This window comes from Clostridioides sp. ES-S-0048-02, from assembly GCF_020658495.1.
In the GTDB taxonomy this organism is placed as follows: domain Bacteria; phylum Bacillota; class Clostridia; order Peptostreptococcales; family Peptostreptococcaceae; genus Clostridioides.
In genome coordinates this window covers 39060-50461 of the sequence record NZ_JACVWH010000008.1, presented here as the reverse complement: position 1 = coordinate 50461, position 11402 = coordinate 39060, and the positions used below count along the sequence as shown (strand labels likewise).

Annotated in this window: 12 protein-coding genes and 1 riboswitch; of the genes, 8 read left to right on the top strand and 4 right to left on the bottom strand. The window is 26.9% G+C overall.

Annotated features, from left to right (window positions below):
- On the bottom strand, positions 1-219 hold the full coding sequence (locus IC173_RS12015; protein WP_227433680.1) for a FeoA family protein: 219 nt from the start codon (positions 217-219) through the stop codon (positions 1-3).
- Between the two features lie 206 nt (positions 220-425).
- Between IC173_RS12015 and IC173_RS12010 the strand changes: the two genes are divergently transcribed.
- The 8 genes from IC173_RS12010 to IC173_RS11975 all read left to right on the top strand — a co-directional run bounded on the left by IC173_RS12010 (position 426) and on the right by IC173_RS11975 (position 9373).
- The gene (locus IC173_RS12010; protein WP_227433681.1) at positions 426-935 is read left to right on the top strand and encodes a Gx transporter family protein; all 510 of its coding nucleotides are present in this window, start codon (positions 426-428) and stop codon (positions 933-935) included.
- Positions 936-1012: 77 nt separating this feature from the next.
- Entirely contained in the window at positions 1013-1174 is a 162-nt protein-coding gene (locus IC173_RS12005; protein ID WP_009891746.1) for an aspartyl-phosphate phosphatase Spo0E family protein, read from the top strand.
- A gap of 174 nt (positions 1175-1348) precedes the next feature.
- A complete protein-coding gene (locus IC173_RS12000) occupies positions 1349-2014 on the top strand; it encodes an MgtC/SapB family protein (RefSeq protein ID WP_227828304.1) in 666 nt (221 codons plus the stop codon).
- A gap of 66 nt (positions 2015-2080) precedes the next feature.
- The gene (pepF, locus tag IC173_RS11995) at positions 2081-3865 is read left to right on the top strand and encodes an oligoendopeptidase F (RefSeq protein ID WP_227433683.1); all 1785 of its coding nucleotides are present in this window, start codon (positions 2081-2083) and stop codon (positions 3863-3865) included.
- Between the two features lie 256 nt (positions 3866-4121).
- Complete coding sequence (locus tag IC173_RS11990) at positions 4122-4955, top strand: phosphate ABC transporter substrate-binding protein (protein ID WP_227433684.1); 834 nt, start codon at positions 4122-4124, stop codon at positions 4953-4955.
- Positions 4956-5209: 254 nt separating this feature from the next.
- Positions 5210-5293: riboswitch (cyclic di-GMP riboswitch) on the top strand.
- A gap of 578 nt (positions 5294-5871) precedes the next feature.
- Complete coding sequence (locus IC173_RS11985) at positions 5872-6549, top strand: response regulator transcription factor (protein WP_227433685.1); 678 nt, start codon at positions 5872-5874, stop codon at positions 6547-6549.
- Between the two features lie 78 nt (positions 6550-6627).
- The gene (locus IC173_RS11980) at positions 6628-8643 is read left to right on the top strand and encodes a sensor histidine kinase (protein ID WP_227835081.1); all 2016 of its coding nucleotides are present in this window, start codon (positions 6628-6630) and stop codon (positions 8641-8643) included.
- A 49-nt stretch (positions 8644-8692) separates the two neighbouring features.
- Positions 8693-9373: a response regulator transcription factor gene (locus tag IC173_RS11975; protein ID WP_227433687.1), complete on the top strand. Its 681-nt coding sequence runs from the start codon at positions 8693-8695 to the stop codon at positions 9371-9373.
- Positions 9374-9522: 149 nt separating this feature from the next.
- Here IC173_RS11975 and IC173_RS11970 read toward each other — a convergent pair whose 3' ends face one another.
- Genes IC173_RS11970 through IC173_RS11960 form a run of 3 tightly spaced genes read right to left on the bottom strand, consistent with a single transcriptional unit; the run spans position 9523 to position 11339 of the window.
- Entirely contained in the window at positions 9523-10641 is a 1119-nt protein-coding gene (locus tag IC173_RS11970) for a site-specific integrase (protein WP_227836289.1), read from the bottom strand.
- Between the two features lie 58 nt (positions 10642-10699).
- Positions 10700-11101, bottom strand: coding sequence for a type II toxin-antitoxin system HicB family antitoxin (locus IC173_RS11965; RefSeq protein ID WP_227855631.1), 402 nt, complete (start codon positions 11099-11101; stop codon positions 10700-10702).
- 40 nt (positions 11102-11141) lie between these two features.
- Positions 11142-11339 carry a type II toxin-antitoxin system HicA family toxin gene (locus IC173_RS11960; RefSeq protein ID WP_227855630.1) on the bottom strand — a complete coding sequence of 66 codons (198 nt, stop codon included), beginning with the start codon at positions 11337-11339 and terminating at the stop codon, positions 11142-11144.
- Positions 11340-11402 lie beyond the last annotated feature (63 nt).

Genomic DNA, 11402 nt, shown 5'->3' with positions numbered 1-11402 from the left:
TTATTGTAAAGAAATATTTTTAGCATCAGATTTTCTAATAGCTAAGTCAAATCCTCTAAATCTAATTATAATTGGGTCTCCAAATGGAGCAACTTTTTTAACTTCTATTTCAGTACTATTTATACATCCAAGTGCAAGTAATCTTTTAGATAATTTAATATCTCCATCTATATTATTAATAAGTCCTTTTTCTCCTATTTTCAAATCGTAAACAGTCATTATTAACACCTCCTAATGAAATTCATTATCATTAAAATTGTAACAAGTATGATACAAAAAGTCAAGGATTATAGGGGGAATTACAAGTTCAAATTGATGATATTTACTTTAAATATATTATAGAATATTTTAGTCTAAATTAGGTGTTTTTATATATTTTGTATTATAATGTAATATGATATATAAAATTTGGAGGAATTAACTTAATGAAAACTAGAAAAATGACATTTTTAGGTCTTATGATAGGATACAGTTTAGCCTTATATGTACTAGAGACATATATACCAAACCCTCTTATAATTATATTTCCAGGAGCAAAATTGGGTTTGAGTAATATTATAACTTTAATTTCATTAATGTTGTTAGGTGTCAGAGATACTGTTATAATTGTTACTATCAGGGTAATTTTGTCATCAATATTTGCAGGTCCTCTATCTTATCTTTTATTTAGCATAGGAGGAGCTTATTTGAGCCTTTTATTTATGTATTTAGCAAGTAAAATAAAGGGATTATCAATGATAGGAATAAGTATTTTAGGGGCAATAGGGCATAATATAGGTCAATTAATAGTTGCAAGTTTAATAATAGAAAATATACTTGCTATAGGATACTTGCCATTTATGTTAATGGCATCATTAGTAACGGGTATGTTTGTAGGATTAGTATCTAGGTATACGGTGCCCAAATTAAAGCATTTTTATAGTAAGTTTTATTGACATAATATTGACAAAATATAATATTGTTTGATAAAATGTATATAAAAATATACAAATTTGTAATAGTGGTGATTATTATGGCGAACAATGAATTAGAAGCGTTAAAAAATGAAATTGAAGCAGTTAGGGAAGAGATAAATACATACATAGAATATCCAGAAATATTTCAAGAAGAGCTCGTAGAATCAAGTAAGAAAATAGATATATTAATAAATAAATACATGTACTTAAGCAAATAGCCCACAGTTGTGGGTTTTTTTGTATTAAAAATTAACAGATATTACTATTTATCATATACTAATAATAATATTAATGTATAAGATGTTATTTCTGATATAGAAATTATCTGTATGATATGATGTAGAAGTTATTTATATGATATAAATTATAATTGGGTCAGGAGGTTTTATATTATGGGCGATATAGGAACTAAGGAGATAGCAATAAGATTATTATTAGCATTAGTTATAGGAGGAATAATAGGACTAGAGAGAGAAAAGATAAGGCAATTTGCAGGATTTAGAACACATATATTAATAGCAATAGGTTCTTGTATTACCTCAATAACTTCAATCCAGTTATTGTCTGACTATAGTTTATATACAAATGCTGACCCAGCAAGAATGCCTGCTCAAGTGTTGTCTGGAATTGGTTTTTTAGGTGCAGGAGCAATTCTAAAGAACAAAGGTGGAGTGAAGGGGCTTACTACAGCTGCTGGTATGTGGGCGACTGCATGTATTGGTATAGCAGTTGGTTATGGTTATTATGAGCTAGCAATTTTAGGATGGTTGTTCGTAATGATAGCATTATTTGTGCTTAGGATACTAAATACATTTCTATTTAGTCAAGAAAAAAATGTATTGATATTAAAAATAAATAATTTAGATTCAATACCTTTTTTATATGATAAATTTGAAAAAAATCAACTTATTGTAAGGAATATGGAAATAGAATGTCGTAGTGAAGAATATTGGAAAGTAAACTTTTTTATATCTTATGATAAGAGAATACACTTACATGATGTTATGAAAGAAATAAATATGATAGAAGGAGTAATAAATGTAGATTATTTGGACTAAAATATATACAATATATTTTGTAAAGTAAATAAAATATAAAAATGAATTAAAATAGAGGTGTATAATATGGGAACTGATAGAAGTACGATAGAAGAAAAATACAAATGGAAAATAGATAAGATGTACTCTACTAAAGAAGATATTGAAAAAGACATAAGTAAAGTAAAAAATCTTATTCAAGAAGTAAAAGAATACAAAGGTAAATTTTCTGAGAGTAAGGAAAATTTATACAAAGTATTAAGTATCTCTGAAAATGCATCTAGAATCATCCAGAATCTATATGTATATACTCATATGAAGCAACATGAAGATACTAGAATCAATGATAATCAAGGAAGAGCCACTAAGACAGAAATGTTATCAACTGATTTAGGAGTGGCTACTTCTTATATAGTTCCAGAAATACTGTCCATAGAAGAAGACAGATTAAATGAATATTTGAAGGATGAGAAGTTATCATTTTATACAAAATATATAAAAGATATATTGAGAGATAAGCCTCATACTTTGAGTGAAAAAGAAGAAGAGATACTTGCAGCTACATCTGAATTATCAACAGTTCCAGAAAATGTATATGATATGTTAGCATATGCAGATATGGAATTTCCTGAGATAGAGGATGAAAAAGGTAATAAGGTTAAACTTTCTCATTCAAACTATTCTCTATTTATAAAAAGTAAAAATGGAAGAGTTAGAAAAGAAGCTTTTGAAGGAGAATTTTCTACTTATGGAAAATATAAAAACACATTTGCTTCAACACTTTATGGTGGAATAAAGTCAGAGATATTTTATGCAAAAACTAGAAAATATAATTCAGCAATAGAAGCATCGCTATTTTCAGATGATGTAAGCCTAGAGGTTTATAATAATCTTATATCAGCAATAGATGAAAGTATTCCTACTTTGAATAAGTATGTTGAACTTAAAAAGAAGTTCTTGGGATTAAATGAAATACACATGTATGACTTATATGTTCCTCTAACTGATAAATTTGATATGGATATACCTTATGAAAAAGCACAGAGCATTATATTAGAGGCACTTAAGCCTTTAGGAGAAGAATACTTAAAAGTTATAAAAAATGCATTTGAAGAAGGTTGGATTGATGTATATGATAATGAAGGTAAAAAAGGAGGAGCTTACTCTTGGGGAAGCTATGATTCACATCCTTATATATTAATGAGTTATAAAAATGACCTTAACTCTCTATTTACATTAATTCATGAATTAGGTCATTCTGTCCATAGCCATTATTCGAGAACAAGTCAGCCATTTTTATATTCAGATTATAAAATATTTGTTGCAGAAGTTGCATCTACATTAAATGAATTACTTCTTATAAATTATTTATTAGAAAATTCTAAGTCTAAAGATGAAACTATATATCTATTAAATTATTATTTAGAGCAATTTAGGACTACTGTTTATAGACAAACTATGTTTGCTGAATTTGAAAAAATTGTACATGAAAGAGTAGAAAGTGGAGAGCCACTTACTGCTGATGAATTTACTGATATATACTATAAATTAAATGAGAAGTATTATGGAAAATCTGCAATAGTAGATGAGCAAATAGGGATAGAGTGGGCAAGAATTCCACATTTTTATTCAAATTTTTATGTGTATAAGTATGCTACAGGATTTTCTGCTGCAAGTGCATTAAGTCAACAGATACTTTCAGAAGGTAGTAAAGCTGTAGATAGATATATAAACTTCTTAAAAAGTGGAGGGTCAGAGTATCCTTTAGAACAATTGAAATCTGCTGGTGTAGATATGACGAAAAAACAATCTATAGAAGAAGCTTTAAATGTGTTTGCTAGTTTGGTTAATAAATTAGAAAAAGAATTATAAAATATGATAAATTAATAGCTTAGATAAAAAATTATAAGAATATTATATGATGTATTATACTAGTGTTGATTGGAAAACACTTAAAAAAATTAATCTAATTTTAAATATACTATATAAAATTAAATTTTTACATGCATTTAACAATATTTACATTTACTTAACCTCGCTCTAATATTCACTTAACAAAAAATATGTATTATTAAAATATAGCAAATATGAAAACAAAAAAATTAAAATATAAGCGGGGGTAAGTAAAATGTTCAAAAAGAAAATAGGAGTTCTTTTAGCTAGTACAATGTTGGTTGGAGTCTTAGCAGTAGGATGTGGTTCTGACTCTGGAGGTTCAGGAGATTCAAATAAAGTTTCTGTTTCAGGTTCAACTTCAATAGGGCCTCTTATGGAAACTATTGGAGAGAAGTTTCAGGAAAAAAATCAAGGTGTTAGTGTAGAAGTACAACAAATTGGTTCTTCTGGAGGTATAAAAAATGCAATAGAAGGAACGTCTGAAATAGGTATGAGTTCAAGAGATTTAAAAGATGAAGAAAAAAGTGCTGGATTGAAGGAAACTAAGATAGCAATAGACGGTATAGCATTAATAACTAATAAAGACAACCCAGTAAAAAATCTTACAATGGACCAAATAAAAGGTATATACACAGGAAAGATAACTAACTGGAAAGAAGTTAATGGAAATGATGAACCAATAGTAATAGTATCAAGAGAAGAAGGTTCAGGAACTAGAGATGGATTCCAAGAAATTGTAGGATTCAAGTCAGAAGAATTGACTAAAGATGCACAAATAAGTGATGGTTCAGGAAATATAAAAACTACAGTTGAAGGAAATAAAAATGCTATAGGATATATATCATTTGGATATGTTGATGAGAAAGTAAATAGTTTAAAAGTAAATGATGTTGATGCAACTGATGCCAATGTAATAGCTAATAAATATCCAATATCAAGACCATTTATATTAGTTAATAAAGAAGATAAATTATCAGAAAAAGGTAAGGCTTTGATAGACTATATATTGAGTGATGAAGGACAAGCACTTGTTTCAGAAAAAGGATTCATTAAAGTTAATCAATAAGATAAAGCTAATTATTAAGATAAAAACTTAACATAAAAAAATATATGATACCCTGCAAAGTCAGCTTATAAAAATGCTACTATAACTTGCAGGGTATTGTCTATTATTGATGATAGAACTATAAACATTTTTAAATAAAAAATATATATAGTTAGTACATTATATTTAAAAAATATGTAAATATTGACAAGATAATATTACAATGTTAGAATAGAAATGAAATTTATCAGAACAATTTAAACAAGTTTAATGAAAATATTTTAGAAACTGAGAAGTATATCTTATTATTGGGCATCTAGAGGTATATGGAGTTAGTGGTGCAACCGGCTATGAATATAATTTTATATTACATAGCCTTTTTTTTGTTTTAAATTTAACATAGTTGATATGAAATTTGAAAATTATAAGCTTTAATAACTTTACTTATATATATAAATGGCTATATTTAGCCAAAGTAGCCCTTTGTTGGAAAAGGGAAATTTTTTAAAAAATATAATGCAATTATAACGAAGATATAATAATTTTATAATCAATTAAAATACATAATATAATTTTTTTATAACAATGTACTTACCAAAATAATACAATTTATTTTATATTATAACCATATAAATCGTATAAATCAATACTCAAACTGGCTAATGGACAAGTTTCTATAAATATCGTATATATATGAGATATAATGATTTTAAGTTCCATTTTCCAACAATCGGAGACTTTGATTAGTATTTAATAATGAATGCTTAATATTTAAGACAATGTTCAAGAATTATTCAAAAATACTTAAGTTTTATAGTCTAGTTTGTAAAGATATTATAAAATAATAATATTAGTTAGATTAAGAGGTAAAACATTATAATTTGTAATACTTATAACTTTAGATTATGATTAAAATATTTTTGAATGGAGTGGTGTAATGTATAACTTATTAGTTGTAGATGATGATGTTGATATTTTAAACATAAATCAAATTTATTTTTCTAACATAGGTTTTAACGTATACACAGCAGAGACTGCTAAACGTGCAATGAAGATAGTAGAAAGTATAGTTTTAGACTGTATAATACTAGATATTGCACTACCAGATTCAGATGGATATAAAATATGTAATGCTATAAAAGAAAAGGTTAACATACCTATAATATTTTTATCTAATTACGAACATGAAGAGGAAAGAGTTCAAGGTTTTTTATCTGGAGGAGATGATTATATAACAAAGCCATATAGCTTAAAAGAACTTGAACTTAGAATCTATGCTCGGATGAGGCAATATAAAAACATTACATCAGTTCCTAATGTGTTAAAGTTTTCATCCTTAGTAATAAATGTAAATTCAAGAAAAGTAACCTTTGATGAAAAGGGTATTGACTTAACCACCATGGAGTTTGAAATACTATTATTTTTAGCTGAAAATAAAGAACAAGTATTTTCAAAAATAGAGATATATAATCAAGTTTGGAAAATGCCTGATGTTGGAGATCAACATACTGTACAAGTTCATATTGCACAGATGAGGAAAAAAATTAATTCTTTAAGCAGAGAGCATCAATATATTCAAACCGTGTGGGGTAAAGGATATAAGTTTGTACCATAAGCAAGATAATGTAAGCAATAAATAGTTCTTATCTTATCATTTAATATTACTACAAAAGAAAGAGATGTGGTTAATGCAATGAAAAAGTCTAATGTACTAAAAGGAACTCTCATTGTATTGATAGTCTCTCTGTTGGCAATAATAGGATTAAATTTTCTTTATAAGTATGATAATAAATATACATATAAGTCTATTAGAGCAAGTGATGGAATTTTAACTATAGATGAGGATACTTTTTCTAAAAATAAACTTGTTTTTCTAATAGATGATTGGGAATTTTATAACCATAAGATATTTAAGCCAAAAGATTTTAGAGAGAAAGATATAAAACCAGAATACATTTTTATAGGACAATATCCAGATTTTTCCATGAGAAAAGAAAAACAATCGCCATATGGAAATGCAACTTATCGCATGAGGATAAAAAATGAAGGTAAAGACAAAGTACTAAGCCTAGAACTTCCAGAAATCTTTTGTTCAAGTGAAGTTTGGATAAATGGTGAAATAGTCTCTAAGTTAGGAGATATAGGTACAGAAAGATATAGACCTAAAATTAAAAACACAGTAGTAAGTTTTGTTGCAAAGAAAGATACAGAAATTATAATCAATGTGTCCAATTTCTCACATTATTATAGCGGTTTGTATTATCCACCTGCATTAGGAAAAACAAAAGATGTAAGTAATATGATATTTTATAGATTAGTTTTTTATAGTGTTATTTGTTTTACAACTATTGCAATAGCTATATTTTCTCTAGCTGTTTGGGTACTTTCAAAACAAAGCAAGCTATATTTATACTTTGGATGTATGTGTATTTTTTTTGCTATACACGTGTCATATCCTTTTATACATTTAATGGGGCTTCCTTTAGTGAACTTTACATATGCAGTTGAAGATTCATCATACTTTATAGCAGTTTTATGTATTATTTGTATAAATGGAAATATATCCAAAATTGAAAGAAATAAAGTATATAGATTTTTAATTTTACCATTAGGAATTACTATGTGTATCATATCCATTGTGATACCAGTTATTCTTCTTCCATATGATATATACTTTGTTAATATCTATGGAAAATTAATAGACATATATAAATATGTTGTATTTATTTATATATTGATGTCTTCAATAGTTTCAATTTATAAAAAAACATACTTTGAGCAATTAAGCTCCTATATTTTAGTTTCAGCAAACATAGTGTTTGGTGTCAGTATATTATTTGATGTAGTGACTAGTAATAGGTTTGAACCTATATTTACAGGATGGCAAACAGAATACTGTGGTTTTTTAATAGTTATTTTATTTTCTATTATGATGATAAATAGAAATAGAATAATAATAAAAGAAAATGAAAAACTCACACAAAATCTTGAGCATGAAGTTGAAGTAAGAACTAATGAACTTACAACACTATTAAATGAACGTAAAAAATTCTTGGCAGATGTAGCACATGATTTAAAGGCACCTGTTTCAGCTATACAGGCATTTATAGATTTAATAAAGGTGGGGAATATTCATGTAGATGAGGAGACAAGAACCTATCTTTATGCAATAAACCAAAAATCAAATGAAGTTCAAAATAGAGTACGTAGTTTACAAGAATTTACATTACAAGATAAAAAAATTGGTCTTAGTGAAAAAATATGTCTGAATGATTTTATTAAAGAGGTATATGAAAATAATTTACCAGATACACAAGCATGTGGTGTAAATTTTGAAGTTTATATATTAGATAAAAAAATATATGCAAAAGTAAATAAAGAAAGATTGGCTAGAGCATTTGAAAATTTAATTTATAATGCTTTGAGCTTTACTTCATTTGATGGGAAAATAATTTTGTCAGTGAATAAAGAAGATGGATTTGCAATTATTAAAATTTCTGATAATGGTAAAGGTATACCAGCAGAAAATATACCAAAGATATTTGACCGATTCTTTACAGAAAGGGACAATAGTACTTCAAAAGGTCAAGGGTTAGGATTATATATTGTTAAATCCATTATAAGAGAGCATGATGGAGAGATTTTTGTAGATTCAGAGTTGGGAAAAGGAACTGTTTTTACAATAAAATTAAGTTTATGTTTTTTATAATAAATAGTTATTTAATATAAAAGAATAATGATATTTAGGAGTGATTATAATGCAAACTAAGATATTAATAATAGATGGAGACAAGAATAATTGCCAGGAATTAAAAAATTTCTTGGAGCAAAAAGGAATAAATGTAGATTTGGCGTATAACTGTGAAGAAGCTATTGGAAAAATATTTAGCAATAAATACGATTTGATATTTTTAGAAATAATCTTAACTGATGGTGATGGATGGACTTTATGTAAAAAGATTAGAAATGTAACTACGTGTCCGATTGTTTATATGACTTATATAAATGAAGACCAAAGTATTTTAAATGCTTTAAATTCTGGTGGTGATGATTATTTAATCAAACCTTTAAATTTGGAAATACTATATGCAAAGGTAAAAGCAATTTTAAGAAGAGTAAATTCATATATAAATAACAATGAAAGTAATACAAGATTAGAAGAATACAATAGAACAAGTGGAGTAATAAAATTAGAAGATAAAATAATAAAATTAACTCCAACAGAAAATAAGTTGTTGAACTATTTTATAGAGAATCCAGAAAAGACCTTAACTACCAAAGAGATATATGAACATGTATGGTTAAATGATTATCTAGAGGATAATTATAGTGTAGTAGTTGCAGTGAACGGACTGAGAAAGAAAATAGAGAAAGATTACAAAAATCCTCAAAAAATCATAACAATAAGAGGAGCAGGGTATTACTTTAATAAGGAATAATAAATACGTATAAACAAACATAAATAAGTGTTAAAACGTGCAGTTTTAGCGATATTTAAAATAAGTTATTATAAAATAACTGACTGACATTTAACTGACAAAACCTATTTTTTAGGTTTAACTGACATTTAACTGACAGTCAGTTTTCATTATTTAAATAGAAGTTTGCTTAGATTGTCAGAAGCTTCTTTGTCCATTTCTTCAAGCACATGAGAATATCTATTCATAGTTATTTTTATATCTGTATGACCTAATCTTTCAGAAACCACTTTCATGTTAGTACCCCCCAACAAAAGCAAACTTGCATTTGTATGTCTCAAATCATGTACTCTAATATTTCTTAAATTATTTCTTTTAATAAAGTTATGAAAAGCTTTACTTAATGTTGTTGGTATCCAAGGATTTAAATTTGTATTTAAACACACTAAATTATTTTCATTTTCAAGTGTACCTTGCAATTTCATTTTGTTCTGTTTTAATTTTTCTATTTTTAATTTTTCAATTAATTCGTTTGGAGCTGATAAAGTTCTTTTTGATTTTGTAGTTTTTGGTTCTTTAAAAGTTATTTTACTATTTGCATATATGAGAATTTGATTAATATTTATTATACTATTATCTAAATCAACATCAGACCATCTAAGACCAGCGACCTCTCCAATTCTTAAACCTAACAGCAACATTAAGAGGATGGGCATTTCTATTAAACTATTTTTTAACTTCTCTATTAACAATAGTGTTTCTTCTCTATTATATATTTCAATTTCAGATGGAACATTTTGAGTTGGCAATTTTACAAAATCGCAAGGATTTTCAGATATTTCTTTTAGTCGATAAGCCTCTTTTAAAACAGAAGATAGAAAATTATATCTAACTTTTGCAGTTGATGAGGCAGAACCGTCAAAATTTTTATTTATAAAGATTTGAAGAAGGCTAGGATTCACATCTATCAATCTTGTATCTTTAAAAAAAGTCTCTATATAATTTTTAACCCACGATTTTCTATTTACAGTTGTATAAGGAGACCATTTTTTTTCATTTGACATTATGTATTTATAACACCTTTCTACAAGAGTTGTTTTGCTTGGAACAACAAACTTATTATTGTTTATAGTAGACTTTATTTCAATTAAATATTTTTCAGCATCCTTTTTCTTTTCATAACTTCCATAACTTTTCTGTTTCTTTTTGCCAGTTTCTTCTTCCACATATTCCACATATACATGAAATTTTTCACTTCTTTTTCTTATAAAAGCTGATTTTATATTCATATGTACACTCCCTTTATAAGTTTTATATAAAAGAGCAGTTAGACTGCTCTAATTATATCTAATGAATATTAAGATGATTTTTTAAAGCTTCTTGAAGTATCTGAGAAAAATTAACCTTATTTTTTTCAGCTTCTCTATTAAGCCATTGTGGGATAGTAAGAGTTTTTTTAACAGAGTAATTTTCTATAGCTTTTCTGTGAATAGGCATATATATCTCTATTAAAGTTGGTATTTGATTTTTCTCTAAAATTAAGTTATCTATAGTAGTTGCACTTGGAATTATGTCATTGTCTTCTTCCATGCCATACAGATGTAGCCCTAGAGCTTCTTTTGCCATTTTTAAGGCTTCTTCTGTTGTATCTGCACATGTAAGGCAACCTGGCAAATCAGGAAATTCTACAGAGATACCATCGCTATCATAGCTTAGTATAGCAGGGTACACATATATATCTTTTTTCATTTTATCAACTCCTTTAAAGGTTTTGCAAGGAGAGAAGGGATTAACTAACATTAATCCCAGCTTGTTTAAAAATACTTTTTACAGTTCTGATAGCCAAATCCTTGTTTGGATGTGGTACTGTAACTTTACCTTTTTTGGTAGGATGTTTAAATTGGTGGTGGTCACCAACACAATTTACTTCATACCATCCATCTGCATTAAGTATTTTTAAAATTTCTCTTGAAGAATAAGATTTCATATTCCCTCCTTACAATTATATTATAACACGTATTTATATACGTGTCAATTGATGAGAAGATAA

Bases quoted from the DNA above. Each gene is read 5' to 3' on its own strand.
- IC173_RS11965 (WP_227855631.1), bottom strand. From the start codon at position 11,101: ATGAAAAAAGATATATATGTGTACCCTGCTATACTAAGCTATGATAGC.
- IC173_RS11980 (WP_227835081.1), top strand. From the start codon at position 6,628: ATGAAAAAGTCTAATGTACTAAAAGGAACTCTCATTGTATTGATAGTC.
- IC173_RS12005 (WP_009891746.1), top strand. From the start codon at position 1,013: ATGGCGAACAATGAATTAGAAGCGTTAAAAAATGAAATTGAAGCAGTT.
- IC173_RS12000 (WP_227828304.1), top strand. From the start codon at position 1,349: ATGGGCGATATAGGAACTAAGGAGATAGCAATAAGATTATTATTAGCA.
- IC173_RS12015 (WP_227433680.1), bottom strand. From the start codon at position 219: ATGACTGTTTACGATTTGAAAATAGGAGAAAAAGGACTTATTAATAAT.
- IC173_RS11990 (WP_227433684.1), top strand. From the start codon at position 4,122: ATGTTCAAAAAGAAAATAGGAGTTCTTTTAGCTAGTACAATGTTGGTT.
- IC173_RS11960 (WP_227855630.1), bottom strand. From the start codon at position 11,339: ATGAAATCTTATTCTTCAAGAGAAATTTTAAAAATACTTAATGCAGAT.
- IC173_RS11985 (WP_227433685.1), top strand. From the start codon at position 5,872: ATGTATAACTTATTAGTTGTAGATGATGATGTTGATATTTTAAACATA.
- IC173_RS12010 (WP_227433681.1), top strand. From the start codon at position 426: ATGAAAACTAGAAAAATGACATTTTTAGGTCTTATGATAGGATACAGT.
- pepF (WP_227433683.1), top strand. From the start codon at position 2,081: ATGGGAACTGATAGAAGTACGATAGAAGAAAAATACAAATGGAAAATA.
- IC173_RS11970 (WP_227836289.1), bottom strand. From the start codon at position 10,641: ATGAATATAAAATCAGCTTTTATAAGAAAAAGAAGTGAAAAATTTCAT.
- IC173_RS11975 (WP_227433687.1), top strand. From the start codon at position 8,693: ATGCAAACTAAGATATTAATAATAGATGGAGACAAGAATAATTGCCAG.